Origin of the sequence: Conexibacter woesei DSM 14684 (assembly GCF_000025265.1) — a bacterium.
Lineage (GTDB): Bacteria > Actinomycetota > Thermoleophilia > Solirubrobacterales > Solirubrobacteraceae > Conexibacter > Conexibacter woesei.
The window spans coordinates 3,463,160-3,478,223 of record NC_013739.1 but is presented as its reverse complement, the minus strand read 5'-3'; the positions used below and the strand labels follow the sequence as shown (position 1 = coordinate 3,478,223).

Here is a 15,064-nt window from a genome sequence, read left to right as displayed (position 1 = left end):
GGCGTCGCGCGCCCGGCCGGCGTCCCGCCTGCTCAGCGCCGCAGCCGCGGTCTCAGCGTTCGCGTCGCCGGGTTCCCCGCTCTGTCGGTCGCCGTGATCGCGATCGTCGGCGTCAGCCTGGCGACGCGCGCGAGCCGTCTGGCGACGGCACGCGAGACGCGCAGCGTCAACGTCGTCGTGCGGCCCGCCTCGACGAAGCCGCGGCTGCTCGCGCGGGCGAGCACGAACGGCGCGCCGCCGCGCCGTCTCGTCAGCCCGAGCTTGCGCGCGGTCGCTGCCGGCAGCGTCACCGTCGCGCTGACGCGGCACGGCTCGTCGGTGCAGCGCAGCGTCAGCTTCAGGCCGCCGCCGCGGCCGAGCAGCGCGCGCAGCGCTCCTCTCGCCGGCCGCACGCCGACGCCCGCGATCCGCGGTGCGCTGCGGTCAGCCGCCGGCGGCGGAGCCGGTCTGGGCTCCGGCGGTCTCGGCGTCGCCGGCGGGCCCGGGTCCGGCGGAGCGGGCGGCCCCGGCGGGTCGGCCGGTCTGACCGCGCGGCCGTAGATCGACAGCTCCGTCACGTCCATGAACTCCGACGCCGATCTCGTCGGGTCGCTCGTCGGCCCCTGCGGGCTGAGCATCCGGAGGCGGACCCAGCGCGCTGCCGCGCCGCTTCCCGCGGTGGCGGCGACCGGGTTGCTCCGGCCGTTGTGGGCCGGCCCGAACGTTCCGGACGCGGCGGGGGTGTACGTGCTCCCGTCCTGCGAGGTCTCCAGCTCGTATCTGCCGAGCGCGGCCGTCTCGTCGTCGCCGCACGTGGCGCTCGGGTCGATCGCGAAGCTCGTCACGTCGACGGCCTGCGGCAGCCGCAGCACGAGCAGCCGCGGGCCGGCCGCGACGCCTCTCGCCGGATCGCTGATCGCCGGCTGGAACGAGCCCCAGCCGGTCGCCGCGCTGCCGTCGATCGCCCCGCCGGGACCGCAGCCGAAGCTCGTGTAGTCCGGTCCGGTGAAGCTCTCGATCGCGGTCGTGCCGGAGCTGAGCGCCCAGTTGCGCCGCAGCGCCACGTCACGCGTGTTCGCGCCGGCGGCGACCGCCACGTCGCGCAGCGTCACGTCGTCGTAGCCGCCGCGCGAGACGACGACGTACGGGTAGGCGTGCTGGTGGAGCGAGAGCGCGTAGCGCCCGTTCGCGTCGGTTCTCGCGACGAGGTCGGCGCGGCCGGGGAAGCGGACGGTCGCGTCAGGGACGGGCGCGCCGCTGGCCGCGTCGGTCACCGTCCCGGAGAACGTCGCGTCGGCGGTACCGACTGGCGGGGTGTCGAAGTCGGCGACGGGTGAGGTGTCGTTCGCGTCCAGCGCCGAGGCGAAGTAGCCCATGCCGCGCGCGGCGAAGACTTGCCAGATCGTGTTCGCGAGGGCGCCGCCGGTCGCGGCCTGATCCGCCTGGAGGATCGCGTTGCGCATGTCGAGGAACGTCGGCTCCGGCGGCGACAGCTCCATCGCGCGGGTGATCAGCCCGCGCGCCGTCTCGGCGCCGACGGCTCTGCGCAGGTCCCACAGCGTCTGCGCCCAGATCTCCCCGTCGTCGTGGACCTCGGGGCCGCCGCCGATCGATCCGTAGTCGGCGTACGTGTACCCGCCGGTGCCGCCACCGGCTCGTCTGCACTCCGGCGCCACGGTGCTGAGGGGACAGTCGAGCGCCTGCCGGCGCAGACTCAGCGCGCCCCCGTCGAGCGATGCGGCGAGCCGGATCTCGCCGTCGGCGACGGTGTCGGGCTGCAGGTCGTCGGCGACGAGGAAGTCGAGCGCGTACCAGTCGCTCCAGCCCTCGCCCATCGCGCCCGACTGGGCCGAGTTGAGCGCCTGCGCTCTGGTCGAGTCGGTCACCAGCCGGCTGGAGAGGCCGTGCGTGTACTCGTGGTAGACGACCGAGGCGTCGTCGCCGCCGTTGGAGTCGATCGTCGGGTCGGTCGCACCGAACGCCATGAAGAGGTACATCTGCATCCGCGGCGATCTGCCGTCCGGCGGCGTCGACATGTTCGCGTTGTTGAGATGTCTGTCGTCGGGGTGGTTCGGGACGCTGGACCCGTCGGAGAGTCTGAGCGTCAGGTTCGCGCCGTCGTCGCTCTCGGCGAGCACGCGGTCGGCGCCCTCGAAGTTGCCTGCCGCCGGCGTGAAGCCGATCGGCGTGTCCGCGAGGTGGTCGTGGAAGCGGTTGACGAACCAGAAGACCTGCGCGGCGTTCTGCTCGCGGTTCGCTCTCCAGCGACCCGCCTCGAAGCTGACCCACGAGCACGGGAAGACGGGTCTGCAGTGGTAGCCGTCGTCCTGTCTCTGGAACGGCCAGTTCCACATGGGCAGTCCGGCGTCGTCGCCGGTCTTCGGGACCTCTTCGGAGGTCTGCGGGAGGTCGTCGTCGTTGACGTCGGAGTAGACGTGCACGTTGTCGCCGAACAGCCGGGCGCTGCCGGCGGCGACCCAGCCGTTCGGATAGTCGCGCAGCGCCTGTCCGAAGGTCGCGGGATCGAGGTTCCCGTCCGGCCGGTACTCCCATGCCGTGCCTCTGCCGCTCGCGTAGAAGACGTTGTTCTCGCGCTTGAGGACGGCGCCGGTGGCGGCGTCGAGCACGTAGACGTACTGATGCGTGCTGTCGGCGGGGACCGTCACCTGCCAGGCGAGCCGCGGGCCGCTGGGGCCGGCGAAGACGACGAGCCGGCCGCTCGACCCGTCGGCGAACCCCGTCGACTGCGTCGCGCCGGCGGGGCTGCGCGTCACCGCCGGCGCGGCGCCGCCGGCGCCCGCGTCGCGACGCGCCTTGGCGAGGGCGCCGGTGGCGTCGAGCCGCGCCGTGCCCGACGGCGCCGCCGTCGTGCCCGGCAGCGGCGAGCCCTGGACGGCGAGCAGCCGCCCGTCTGCCGTCACGTGCGCGCGCAGCTCCGCGCCGAGCACGGGGACGCCGTCGAACCGCTGCGTCCAGCGCAGGTGGTGCGTGCCGTCGATCGAGACGTAGTCGCTCGGCGGGTCGAGCGCGGCCAGGTCCGCGTCGCTCAGCTTGAAGAGGTCCCGATTGGCGCGCACGTAGCGGAGCGCGATCTCAGCCGGCGCGTCGGCGCTCGGCTCGGTCAGCGTGCCGTCGGTGCGGGCGACCTGGCGGGGCGTCCCGGTGACGGGGTCGACCTGCACGACGGCCTGCGGGCCGAGCGACCGCGCGAGCCGCTGCGCCGGCGCGGTGGCGACCGGCTGCGCGGTCGCGGCGGCGCGCTGGTCGAATCTCCCCTGCCCTTCGCGCAGCGGCAGCTCCCCGACCGCGCCCGCGACCGCCGGAAGCCCCGCGGCGACGCCGATCGCGCCGGCGACGGACGCCGCGAGCGAAGCGGCGAGCAGGGGCGAACGACGGCGTCTGGCGCGGCGGAGAGGAGTCAAAGCGGGTGCATCCTTGCGGTGGTGTGGCACGAAGAGGTCTCTTCGCATGATCGGCACCCGCCCGGACGGTCTGAAGCCGTCGCGCGGATGGCGCGCCTGCGCTCGCCCTGGCGGTCCCGTCCGGCCAGTGACTAACATGAAACGTTCCCTCCGCAGGGGACCTTCTCTGTGAACAGCGAAACCACCGCCCAGATCGAGGGGCCGCACGCCTACCCGAGCGCGGCCCCGCTGGAGTTCCAGAACGTAGGCATGCGCTATCCCGGCGCGGCCAGACCTGCGATCGACGACCTCTCGTTCGCCGTCCCGGCCGGAGAGATCTGCGTGCTCGTCGGCCCGTCCGGCTCCGGCAAGACGACCGCGATGCGGCTCGTCAACCGCATGATCGACCTGACCTCGGGCGACATCCTGCTCGACGGCGTCAGCGTCTCCAGACGCAAGCCCGCCGAGCTGCGGCGCGAGATCGGCTACGTGATCCAGCAGATCGGCCTCTTCCCCCACCAGACCGTCGCGCAGAACGTCGCGACGGTGCCGAAGCTGCTCGGCTGGGACAAGGAGCGCACGCAGCGCCGCGTTCGCGAGCTGCTGGAGCTGGTCGGACTGACGACCGAGATGGGCGAGCGCTACCCCGCCCAGCTGTCCGGCGGGCAGCGCCAGCGCGTCGGCGTCGCGCGCGCGCTCGCGGCCGACCCGCCGCTGATGCTGATGGACGAGCCGTTCGGGGCGATCGACCCGATCAACCGCGAAAGGCTGCAGGACGAGTTCCTGCGCCTCCAGTCCGAGATCCGCAAGACCGTCGTGTTCGTCACGCACGACATCGACGAGGCGATCAAGATGGGCGACCGCATCGCGATCCTGCGCGAGGGCGGCCGGCTCGCCCAGTACGCGACGCCCGACGAGCTGCTCGCGAGCCCGGCCGACGAGTTCGTCGCGAAGTTCGTCGGCGCCGACCGCGGGCTCAAGCGGCTGACGCTCAGCCACCTCGGCGACATCGAGCTGATCGACGGGATGGCCGCCCACGTCGGCGATCCGGCCGCCGAGGCGCGCGAGCGCGCCGAGCGGCTCGGCGCGCACGAGCTGGTCGTCGTCGACGGCGGCGAGCAGCCGATCGGCCGCCTGCCGGTCGCGCGCCTCAACGGGCAACCGGTGTCGGTGGACGACGCCGACCCGCTGTCGGCGACGGCGAGCCGCCAGACGTCGCTGCGCGACGCGCTCTCGCTCGTCGTCGCGGACGGCAACCGCCCGCTCGTCGTCGTCGAGGACGACGGCAGGCTCGCCGGCCTCGTCTCGCTCGAGCTGATCAGCGACGCGCTGCGCCCGCCGGGATAGGCCGCCGTGTCAGCCGTCCCGCTCGTCCTCGCCCAGTCTGACCCGGTGATCCCGGAGTTCGGCAGAGGCAGCAGCTGCGTGCGCAACAACGACCTGTTCTGCTGGAGCTGGGTGCAGGACAACTGGTCCGACACGCTCCAGCCGGCGCTGCTGCAGCACATCGCGCTGACGTTGATAGCCGTCGGGATCGGCTCCGTGATCGCGTTCGTGCTCGCGCTCGCCGCCCATCGCCGCGGCTGGCTCGCGACGCCGATCGTGATCGTGACCGGTCTGCTCTTCACGATTCCGAGCCTCGCGCTGTTCCAGCTGCTGGTGCCGTTCACCGGCTTGTCGCGCACGACGGCGGAGATCGCGCTCGTCTCCTACACGCTGCTGATCCTCTTCCGCAACATGCTCGCGGGCCTCTCCGGCGTGCCCGCCGAGGTGCGCGACGCCGCGCGCGGGATGGGCATGACCGAGCGGCAGCTGCTGTGGAAGGTCGAGCTGCCGCTCGCGCTGCCCGCGATCGTCGCCGGGCTGCGGATCGCGACGGTGACCGTCATCAGCCTCGCGACCGTCGCGGTCTTCGTCGTCAACGAGGGCCTCGGCGCGCCGATCTACTCGGCGTTGCAGCAGACGTTCAAGACCGAGCTGATCGCGGCCGGCGCGATGTGCGTGCTGCTCGGTCTGTTCGCCGACGCGCTGCTCGTGCTCGCGCAGCGGGCGCTCTCCCCCTGGACCCGGGTGGCGCGCTCGTGAACGACTTCATCGACGCGTTCAAGTTCATCGGCGAGAACACCGCGCTGCTGTGGGAGCTGACGCTCGACCATCTCGCGCTGACGGCCGCGTCGATGGCGATCGCGCTGGTGATCGCGATCCCGCTCGGCGTCTGGCTCGGCCATCTGCACCGCTTCTCGTTCGCGGCGATCAACATCTCGAACGTCGGGCGTGCGCTGCCGAGCCTGGCGGTGATCTCGATCGGCGTCGCGCTGCTGGGGATCGGCTTCGTCAACGTGATGGTCGCGCTCGTGATCCTGGCGGTGCCGCTGATGCTGACGAACGCCTACGTGGCGGTCGACGGCGTCGACCGCGACGCCGTCGAGGCGGCGCGCGGGATGGGCATGACGCCGACCGAGGTCCTGCTGCGGGTCGAGCTGCCGCTCGCCCTGCCGCTCATCTTCGCGGGCATTCGCACCGCCGTGGTCTACGTGATCGCGACGGCGACGCTCGGGTCGGTCGCCGGGGCCAGCACCCTCGGCGACATCATCGTCGACCAGGCGACGTACCGCCTCCCCGGCGTGCTCGGGGCGGCGATGTGCGTCGCGGCGCTGGCACTGGTCGCGGAACTGCTGTTCGCTGGACTGCAGCGGGCGGTGACGCCGCGCGGGCTCCGCGCGGCACGCGTCCCGGCGGCCGTCGGACCGACGGCCGCGGAGACGTTGTAAGGGGAAACGATGCCGTCGGTGCGAGGAGGGACCGACGGCGTCCGGGGAGAGGGAGATCTGGTGTGGGTACGCCAACCGAGAAAGGACATCCCAACGTGAAGCAGGGAACGTTGCGCACAGTGCTGATGGCATTCGTCGCACTGCTGCTCGCCGTCGGGGTCGCCGCCTGCGGCGATGACGACGACAGCGGCAGCACGAGTGCGAGCACGACTTCGACCGGGTCCGAGACGACCGCCGCGACGCCGGGCGAGGGCAAGCCGGCGGTCACGCTCGGAACGAAGAACTTCACCGAGCAGTTCGTGCTCGGCGAGCTGTACAAGCAGGCGCTCGAGGCGAGAGGCTACACCGTCAATCTGAAGGAGAACATCGGCTCGACCGAGATCGCCGACAGAGCGCTCAGAAGCGACCAGATCGACATGTATCCCGAGTACATCGGGATCTTCAACAACGTCGTCGCGGGTGACACGAAGACGTATCCGGACGTCGAGGCGTCGTTCGCGGCCGGCAAGGCGTACGCGGAGAGAAACGGCTTCACGCTGCTGCCGCTGACGCCGTTCTCGGACACCGACGGGCTCGCGGTCCTGCCCGACTACGCCAGAGAGCACGGGCTCAGCAGCCTCGCCGACCTGACGAGAGTGCCGGGCTTCCGCCTCGGTGCGGCGCCGGAGTTCCGCAGACGCGCGACGGGCCTCCCGGGGCTCGAGAGAGCGTATGGGATCACCGACGTGGAGTTCTCGCCGCTGACGATCGGCCTCCAGTACCAGGCGATCGACAACGGCAAGATCGACGTCGCGCAGATCTTCACGACCGACGGCCAGCTCGAGGGCGGCAGATACGTCGTGCTGAGAGACCCGAAGAACATATTCGGGTTCCAGAACGTCACGCCGGTCGTCTCGACGAGAGTGCTCGACGAGCAGGGACCGGAGTTCGAGACGACGGTCGACGCCGTCAGCCAGCTGCTGACGACGGAGGCGATGCAGAGAATGAACGCCGCCGTCGCGATCGACAGACAGCAGCCGGAAGAGGTCGCGAAGGCGTTCCTCTCCGCCAACGGCCAGCTGTAGGAGGACGTCACGCCGCGGCCGATCAGTTTCGGCCGCGGCGCGAGTCTCTGTTTCGATGATCACCCACGCCGGCGTACCGACGATCCGCGAGCAGCGGCTGCTCGCCGCGGCGCAGGGCGGCGACGAAGGGGCGTACCGCGGCCTCGTCGAGCCGTTCCGGCGCGAGCTGCACGCCCACTGCTACCGGATGCTCGGTTCCGTGCACGACGCCGAGGACGCGCTGCAGGACGCGCTGCTGCGCGCGTGGCGGGGCCTCCCCCGCTTCCAGGCGCGCAGCTCGCTGCGGGCCTGGCTCTACCGCATCTGCACCAACACGTGCCTCGACCTGATCGCGCGGCGGCCCAGGCGCGTGCTGCCGATCGACCACGTCGGGGCGGCCGACCCGCACACGCCCGACGACCAGCCGCTGGTCGAGACCGCGGCGTGGATCGAGCCGTACACCGACGAGCTGGAGGACGGCCGCGCAGCGCCCGACGCCGTCTACGAGCTGCGCGAGACCGTCGAGCTGGCGTTCGTCGCCGCGCTCCAGCACCTGCCCGCGCGCCAGCGCGCGGTGCTGATCCTGCGGGCGGTGCTCGGCTTCTCGGCGAAGGAGACGGCGGAGACGCTCGGGACGACGGTCGCGGGCGCCAACGGCGCGCTCGCGCGGGCACGCGCGGCGGTCGACGAGCGGCTGCCGCGGGAGAGCCAGCAGGCGACGCTGCGCACGCTCGGCGACGAGCGGCTGCGCGAGCTGGTCGAGGGCTACACGGCGGCGCTCGAACGCGGCGACGTCGAGACGCTCGTCGCGCTGTTGACCGAGGACGCGAGCTGGTCGATGCCGCCGTGCCACAACTGGTATCGCGGTCGCGCGGCGATCGCGGAGTTCCTGCGGCTCGGCCCGCTGCGCGAGCGCTGGCGCCACCTCTCCACGCGCGTCAACGGCCAGGCGGCGGTCGCCTGCTACGCCTGGAGTCCCGAGCGTCAGCGCTTCGCCGGCACCGTCGTCGACGTGCTGACCGTGCGCGGCGACCGGATCGCCGACGTGACCGCGTTCATCGGCCCGGAGACGTTTCCGCGTCTGGGCCTGCCGGCGGAGCTGCCGGCGTAGAGCGGCGGAGACGCGCGGCGCTCGGCCCGCGTCAGCTGCCGCTGGAGCCGAAGCCGCCGGCGCCGCGCTCGCTGTCGGGCAGCTCGTCGACCTCGACGGTCTGCGGCAGCTCGACGCGCTGGATCACGAGCTGGGCGATGCGGTCGCCGACCGCGATCTCGCACGGCGTCTCGCGGTCGGTGTTGAGCAGCAGCACGCGCAGCTCGCCGCGGTAGCCGGCGTCGATCAGCCCCGGTGCGTTGACGAGCGCGATCCCTCTCTTGGCGGCGAGCCCGGAGCGCGGCAGCACCAGTCCCGCGTGACCGTCGGGGATCGCGACCGCGATGCCGGTCCCGACCGACGCGCGTGCGCCCGGCGCGAGCGTCAGCGCCTCGACGGCGTGCAGGTCGAGCCCGGCGTCGCCGCCGTAGGCGCGGCGCGGCAGCACGGCGTCGGGGTGGAGGCGCTTCATCGGCAGCGCCGTAGCGGGCTCGCGAGAAGGAGCCGCTGGCGAGTTCTCGCCCGGAAGGCGAGCCCCCTGGGCGAGACCTTCCGCGGTCACTGCTCGACGCGTCCGTCGCCGTTGGCGCTGACCGCGTAGCGCGCGTAGCGCGCCGCGACGGTCGCCGGCAGCTTCGCGGTCACGCGCACGCCGTCGGCGGTGTCCTCGCGCGCGAGGTCGCCGGCGATCTCGTGCAGCTCCGCGAGTCTGCCGCCCTCGCTGTACGGCAGCAGCAGCTCGACGTCGCGCAGGCGGCGGGCGAACTCCTCCTCGATCCGCTCGCCGAGCGCGTCGAGCCCCTCCCCCGTCGCGGCGGAGATGAGCATCCCGTCGGGATGGCGCAGCTGCACCTCGTGGCGCTGGTCGTCGTCGAGCGCGTCGGCCTTGTTGAGGATCAGCAGGCGCGGCTGGTCGCCGGCGCCGATGTCGCCGAGCACGGAGTCGACGGCGCGCATCATCTCGTCCAGCTCCTCCTCCGGCGCGGAGGCGTCGACGACATGCAGCAGCAGGTCCGCCAGCCGCGTCTCCTCCAGCGTCGCGCCGAACGCCTCGACGAGCTGATGCGGCAGCTTGCGGATGAAGCCGACGGTGTCCGTCAGCAGGTAGTCGCGCCCACCCAGCTTGTACGAGCGGGTCGTCGGGTCGAGCGTGTGGAAGAGCCGGTCGCGCACGCCGACCTCGGCGCCGGTCAGTCTGTTCAGCAGCGTCGACTTGCCCGCGTTCGTGTAGCCGACGAGCGCGACGGTCGGCAGTCTCGCGCGGTCGCGCTCGGCGCGCATTGTCTCGCGCGAGCCCTTCACGCGCTCCAGTCTGCGGCGCAGCGCGGTGATGCGGTCGCGCGCGAGGCGGCGGTCGGTCTCGATCTGCGACTCGCCCGGTCCGCGGGTGCCGATGCCCGGACCGCCGCCCGGCCCGCCCGCGCCGGCGCCGAGCCGCTCGAGATGGGTCCACAGGCCGCGCATGCGCGCGAGGTTGTACTGCAGCTGCGCCAGCTCGACCTGCAGCTTGCCCTCGGCCGAGTGGGCGTGGCCGGCGAAGATGTCGAGGATGATCGACGTGCGGTCGATCACCGGCGTGTCGAGCGCTCTCTCGAGGTTCCGCTCCTGGCGCGGGCTGAGCTCGTCGTCGACCGCGACGACGTTCGCGTCAGCCTCCTTCAGCAGCGCTCTCAGCTCCTCGAGCTTGCCCTCGCCGAGGTAGGTGTTCGGATGCGGTCTCTCGCGATGCTGGACCGTCTGGCCGACGACCGCGACGCCGGCGGTGCGCAGCAGCTCCTGCAGCTCGGAGAGGTCGTCGCCGCTCTCCAGCGCGGCGATCATGAACGCCCGCTGGCGCGCGCGCCCGACCGGCTGTCTGTCATCTCGGCGCGGTTCGCTCATGCGCCCGTTGCGGCTGCGGGTCGTCGTCATCGCCTTCCAGTCTAGTGGCGCCACCGGGGCGCCGAAACGGTGTAATGGCGCGATGCTCGCGGTCAGCACGTTCGACAGCACGAAGACCGATCTCGTGGAGCTGCTCGGCAACGCGAAGAGCGGCGATGCGCAGCTGCCCGACTTCCAGCGCGGATGGGTCTGGGACGACGACCACATCCGCGACCTGATCGCGAGCGTCTCGCGCTCGTTCCCGATCGGCACGGTGATGCTGCTGGAGAACGGCGGCGACGTCGCCTTCCGCACGCGGCCGCTGGAGGGCGCCGAGATCGACGGCCGCGACCCGGAGCTGCTGATCCTCGACGGACAGCAGCGCCTCACGTCGCTGTTCCAGGCGCTGGTCGCAGGGGGTCCCGTGAGAACGCGTGACGCCAAGAGAATCGAGATCGAACGCTGGTACTACCTCGACGTCCGCAAAGCGCTCGACGTCGCGGTCGACCGCGAGGACGCGGTGCTGTCGATCCCGGCCGACCGCTGCGTCCGCAGCGACTTCGGCCGCAGAGTCGACCTCGACCTGACGACGCCGGATCGCGAGTTCGCCAACTTCATGTTCCCGCTCGCTCACGTGTTCGACCACTACCAGTGGGCTCAGGGATTTCGCGAGCATCACGGCCACGACCCGGAGACCAGCCGCATCTGGGACGAGTTCGAGCGCGAGATCGTGCAGCGGTTTCGCTCGTACCAGCTGCCGGTGATCCGCCTGCACCGGCAGACGCCGAAGGAAGCGGTCTGCCTGGTCTTCGAGAAGGTCAACACGGGCGGCGTCTCGCTCAGCGTCTTCGAGCTGCTGACCGCGTCGTTCGCCGCCGTCGCGAGCGACGGCTTCGAGCTGCGCGACGACTGGGACCGCCGACGCCGGCGGCTGCACGACCAGCCCGTCCTGCGCGACGTGGCGAGCACCGACTTCATGCAGGCGGTGACGCTGCTCGCGACGTTGGCCAAGCGAGAGCGGCACCTCGACGCCGGCGAACCGGCGGAGCGGGCGCCGGTCGTCAGCTGCAAGCGTCGCGACATCCTGAGACTGACCCTCGACGAGTACCTCGCGTGGGCGGAGCCGCTCACGCAGGGCTTCCAGCGGGCGGCGCGGTTCCTGCACCGCGAGCGCGTCTTCGAGACGAAGTTCCTGCCGTACAGCACCCAGCTCGTGCCGCTCGCGGTGACGCTGACGATCCTCGGCGACCGTGGCAACGACAGTCCGCAGGTGCGCGACCGGATCGCGCGCTGGTATTGGTGCGGCGTCTTCGGAGAGCTGTACGGCTCCGCGACCGAGACGCGGTTTGCGCGCGACGTCCCCGAACTGCTCGCGTACGCCGCAGACGACGCGGTCGTGCCGTCGTCGATCAGCGACGCGAACCTGGCGCCGGACCGCCTGCACACGCTGCGGTCGCGGCGCAGCGCCGCCTACAAGGGCATCTACGTGCTGCTGCTGCGCGAGGGCGCGCGAGACTTCCGCACCGGCGAGACCTCGACTGACCAGACGTACTTCGACGAGGCCGTCGACATCCACCACGTCTTCCCGAAGAAGTGGTGCCGGGAGCGCTCCCCCGACCCGGTTCCGGCGGCTCGTTTCGACAGCATCGTCAACAAGACGCCGTTGACGGCGCGAACGAACCGTGCGATCGGCGGACGCGCCCCGAGCGAGTACCTGCGCGGGTTGCGCGAGCGCGACGGGATCGCCGAGACGGTCGAGGACGCGAACCTGCGGTCGCACATGATCGAGGTCGACGCGCTGCGCGCTGACGACTTCGAACGCTTCTTCGAAGCCCGTCAGCGCGCGCTGCTGCTCGCGATCGGCCAGGTGATGGGCAAGAGCCTGGTGGCAGAGGCGGTCACCGTCGTCGAGCCGGCCTCCTACGACGAGCTCGACGCCGACGACGCCTGAGTCGGCGCCCGGCTAGCCGAGTCTGCGAATCCGCTCGACGGCCTCGGCGAGGCGGTCGTCGGGCGTCGTCAGCGAGATGCGGAAGAAGCCCTCGCCGCTCGCGCCGTAGGCGCCGCCGGGCGAGATCACGACGGCGGCCTCTTCGAGCACGTGCTCGCAGTAGGCGGCGGCGCTCTCGTAGCCGGCCGGGACCGGCGCCCAGACGTAGATCGTGCCCTTCGGGGCTCTCACGTCGACGCCGGCCTTCGCGAGCGCGTCGACGACGAGGTCGCGGCGACGCGCGTAGACCTCGTTCATCTTCGCCACCTCGGCGTCGACCTCCGGCGAGAGCGCCTCGATCGTCGCGAGCTGCACGGCCTCGAAGTTGCCGGAGTCGACGTTCGACTTGAGCTTCCAGTACGCGGCGAGCGCGTCGGCGTTGCCGACGATGACGGCCGAGCGCCAGCCGGTCATGTTGTAGCCCTTGGAGAGCGAGAAGACCTCGACGCCGACCTCCTTGGCGCCGGGCGTCGCGAGGAACGACGGCGCGACATAGCCGTCGTACGTCGTCTCGCTGTAGGCGTTGTCGTGCACGACGAGGATGTCGTGCTGCTTGGCGAACGCCACCACCTGCTCGAAGAAGCCGTCCGGCACGATCGCGCCGGTCGGGTTGTTCGGGTAGTTGATGAACATCAGCTTCGCGCGCTTGGCGTCGGCTTCGCTGATCGCGTCGAGGTCGGGCGCGAAGCCCAGCTCAGGCTTCAGCGGCATCAGCACCGCGCTCGCGCCGGCGAGCAGCGGGCCGCCGGTGTAGACCGGGTAGCCGGGGTCGGACGCCAGCGCGATGTCCTCGGGGTCGAGGAACGCGAGGTTGAGGTTGAAGATGCACTCCTTCGCGCCGATCGCCGGCATCACCTCGGTCGCGGGATCGAGCGTGACGCCGAAGCGGCGGTCGTAGAAGGCGGCGACGGCCGCGCGGAAGTCGTCGCGGCCGCGGTTGGACGGGTACTGGTGGGTTCCGGGGTCCGCGACCGCCTGCTGCATCGCGGCGACGATCGGCGCGTAGGTCGGCGTGTCCGGGTCGCCGATGCCGAGCGAGATGACGTCGATCCCGGCCGCCTTCTTCTCCGCGATCTTGCGCTCCAGCTGCGCGAAGAGGTAGGGCGGGATCTTGTCCAGTCGCTTACTCGGTCTCATGCAGCTCCTTCAGGAAGGTCTCGGAGAGCGTTCCGCCGAAGACGGGAACGGCCCAGCCGGTCAGGTTCACGTGCAGGTCCTCGGCCACCTCGACCTCCAGCTCGCCGCCGTCGAGCACGACGGTCACGGTCGAGGTGTCCGGATCGTCTCCCCCGCCGCCGCGCAGCACGTGCGCGACCGCGGCGCCGGTCGCGCCGGTGCCGGACGACAGCGTCTCGCCGACGCCGCGCTCGAAGATCCGCGCGCGGATGCGGTCGGGTGCCAGCTCGGCGTACCAGGAGACGTTCGTGCGGTTGGGGAACCGCTCGTGGTGCTCGATCGCACCGCCGATCGCGGGCAGGTCGAGCGCGTCGAGCGCTTCGAGCGAGTCGACGCGGATCGAGCACTGCGGGTTGCCGATCGAGACGTGCTGGAAGCTCCACTGGTGCTGACCGGCGGTCAGCTGCGCTCTGCCGTCGTCCGGGCCGGAGGGGAAGTCCTTCGACGTCAGCTTCGCGCGCCCCATGTCGACCTTGCAGGTCGCCGGCCCGGTGATCGTCGGGCGGATCTCGCCGGCCGCGGTCTGGATCGAGAACTCGTCCGCGTCGGTCCAGCCGCGCTGGCGCAGGTACATGATCGCCTCGCGCGCGCCGTTGCCGGACAGCTCGGCCTCGGAGCCGTCGGGGTTGTAGATCTTCAGGTCCGCGACGAAGCCGGGCTGGTCGCTCTCGGACAGCAGCAGGATCCCGTCGGCGAAGACGCCGAAGTGCCCGGCGCAGAAGGCGCGGATCCGTGCGGGCGTCAGCTCGAACGGGAGGTCTCTCTGCTCGACGATCGCGTAGTCGTTGCCGAGCGCCTGCCACTTCTCGAACTTCACGCTGCCTCCGGGGTCGGATCGGGTCGGCGGCGGAGCCTATCGATCCGATGCGCCACCTCGTCTGCGTCAAGGCCCGTGACGTCGATCGTCGCGACGCCGGCGAGCTTGCGCATCCACGTCAGCTGGCGCTTTGCGTAGTTGCGCGTGCGCCGCCTCATCCCCTCCTCGTCGCCGGCGAGCAGGTCGGGGAAGCCGAGCGCCTTGCGAGCGGTGTCGGAGGCACCGGCCGCGTTCGCGCGCAGGACCTCCTCCCGCGCTCCCGCGGCGAGCATCGCGTCCACGCGTGCGTCGATCCGCGCGTACAGCGCCTCGCGCTCCATCACGAGGCCGGCGAGCAGCGTCGGGTGGCGCATCTCGCCGGTCCACAGCTGCGACGCACCGCCGGGCGGCTCCAGGTCGCCGCCGTCGAGCAGCTCGTGGGCGCGCACGATCCGCTGGCGGTCGTTCGGGTCGATCGTCTCCGCCGCCCACGGGGCACGCCGCGCCAGCTCGGCGTGGAGCGCCGGCGCGCCGCGGCGCTCCAGCTCGGCCGTCCAGCGCTCGCGCGCGCCTTCCGGCGGCGGCGGCTTGAGCTTGAGGTTCGTCAGCGCGGCGCGCAGATAGAGGCCGGTGCCGCCGACGACGATCGGCGTGCGCCCCTGCGCGAGCGCGTCGTCGATCTCGGCGTGCGCGAGCTCCGCGTACTGGCCGGCGCTGAATGTCGCGTCGACCGGCAGGAAGGAGAGCAGGCGGTGCTCCAGCTCCGCGCGCTCGGCCGCGTCGGCGGCGCCGGTGAGGACTTCGAGGCCGGCGTAGACCTGGAGCGCGTCGGCCGAGATCGCGACGGGGTCCTCGCCGCCGGCGCGCAGCCGCCGCGCCAGCGCGACGGCGACGGCCGTCTTGCCGATCCCCGTGGGCCCGAAGAGCGCGATGACGGAGGCGAGCCCCACGCGGCGGA

Annotated in this window: 12 protein-coding genes; 6 read left to right on the top strand and 6 right to left on the bottom strand. The window is 72.0% G+C overall.

The genetic code is table 11. From position 1 onward, the window contains the following. Positions 1-32: 32 nt before the first annotated feature. On the bottom strand, positions 33-3,401 hold the full coding sequence (locus CWOE_RS16310) for a M36 family metallopeptidase (RefSeq protein ID WP_049793302.1): 3,369 nt from the start codon (positions 3,399-3,401) through the stop codon (positions 33-35). 168 nt (positions 3,402-3,569) lie between these two features. On the opposite strand from CWOE_RS16310, the gene CWOE_RS16305 reads away from it, so the two are divergent. From CWOE_RS16305 to CWOE_RS16285, 5 genes are all read left to right on the top strand, one after another. Further along, a complete protein-coding gene (locus tag CWOE_RS16305) occupies positions 3,570-4,727 on the top strand; it encodes an ABC transporter ATP-binding protein (protein ID WP_012934734.1) in 1,158 nt (385 codons plus the stop codon). A gap of 6 nt (positions 4,728-4,733) precedes the next feature. Continuing rightward, positions 4,734-5,465 (top strand): ABC transporter permease, encoded by a 732-nt coding sequence (locus tag CWOE_RS16300; protein WP_012934733.1) that lies wholly within the window; start codon positions 4,734-4,736, stop codon positions 5,463-5,465. Then, positions 5,462-6,151 carry an ABC transporter permease gene (locus tag CWOE_RS16295; RefSeq protein ID WP_012934732.1) on the top strand — a complete coding sequence of 230 codons (690 nt, stop codon included), beginning with the start codon at positions 5,462-5,464 and terminating at the stop codon, positions 6,149-6,151. Before CWOE_RS16300 ends, CWOE_RS16295 begins: the two co-directional genes overlap by 4 nt. A gap of 125 nt (positions 6,152-6,276) precedes the next feature. Continuing rightward, positions 6,277-7,215, top strand: a complete 939-nt coding sequence (locus tag CWOE_RS16290) for a glycine betaine ABC transporter substrate-binding protein (protein WP_049793301.1) — start codon at positions 6,277-6,279, stop codon at positions 7,213-7,215. A gap of 55 nt (positions 7,216-7,270) precedes the next feature. Next, positions 7,271-8,305 carry a sigma-70 family RNA polymerase sigma factor gene (locus CWOE_RS16285; protein WP_012934730.1) on the top strand — a complete coding sequence of 345 codons (1,035 nt, stop codon included), beginning with the start codon at positions 7,271-7,273 and terminating at the stop codon, positions 8,303-8,305. A gap of 31 nt (positions 8,306-8,336) precedes the next feature. On the opposite strand, the gene dut is transcribed toward CWOE_RS16285, so the two are convergent. Both dut and hflX read right to left on the bottom strand, forming a co-directional pair. Further along, positions 8,337-8,756 (bottom strand): dUTP diphosphatase, encoded by a 420-nt coding sequence (dut, locus tag CWOE_RS16280; protein WP_012934729.1) that lies wholly within the window; start codon positions 8,754-8,756, stop codon positions 8,337-8,339. Between the two features lie 86 nt (positions 8,757-8,842). Then, on the bottom strand, positions 8,843-10,195 hold the full coding sequence (gene hflX / locus CWOE_RS16275; RefSeq protein WP_012934728.1) for a GTPase HflX: 1,353 nt from the start codon (positions 10,193-10,195) through the stop codon (positions 8,843-8,845). A 52-nt stretch (positions 10,196-10,247) separates the two neighbouring features. On the opposite strand from hflX, the gene CWOE_RS16270 reads away from it, so the two are divergent. Then, positions 10,248-12,095: a DUF262 domain-containing protein gene (locus CWOE_RS16270; RefSeq protein ID WP_012934727.1), complete on the top strand. Its 1,848-nt coding sequence runs from the start codon at positions 10,248-10,250 to the stop codon at positions 12,093-12,095. A gap of 12 nt (positions 12,096-12,107) precedes the next feature. Here CWOE_RS16270 and CWOE_RS16265 read toward each other — a convergent pair whose 3' ends face one another. From CWOE_RS16265 to miaA, 3 genes are read right to left on the bottom strand one after another with little or no spacing between them, the layout of a single operon-like run. Beyond that, complete coding sequence (locus tag CWOE_RS16265; protein WP_012934726.1) at positions 12,108-13,271, bottom strand: LL-diaminopimelate aminotransferase; 1,164 nt, start codon at positions 13,269-13,271, stop codon at positions 12,108-12,110. After that, positions 13,258-14,127 carry a diaminopimelate epimerase gene (gene dapF, locus CWOE_RS16260; protein WP_012934725.1) on the bottom strand — a complete coding sequence of 290 codons (870 nt, stop codon included), beginning with the start codon at positions 14,125-14,127 and terminating at the stop codon, positions 13,258-13,260. Before dapF ends, CWOE_RS16265 begins: the two co-directional genes overlap by 14 nt. Next, entirely contained in the window at positions 14,124-15,056 is a 933-nt protein-coding gene (miaA, locus tag CWOE_RS16255; protein ID WP_012934724.1) for a tRNA (adenosine(37)-N6)-dimethylallyltransferase MiaA, read from the bottom strand. The genes dapF and miaA overlap by 4 nt, the downstream gene beginning before the upstream one ends. Positions 15,057-15,064 lie beyond the last annotated feature (8 nt).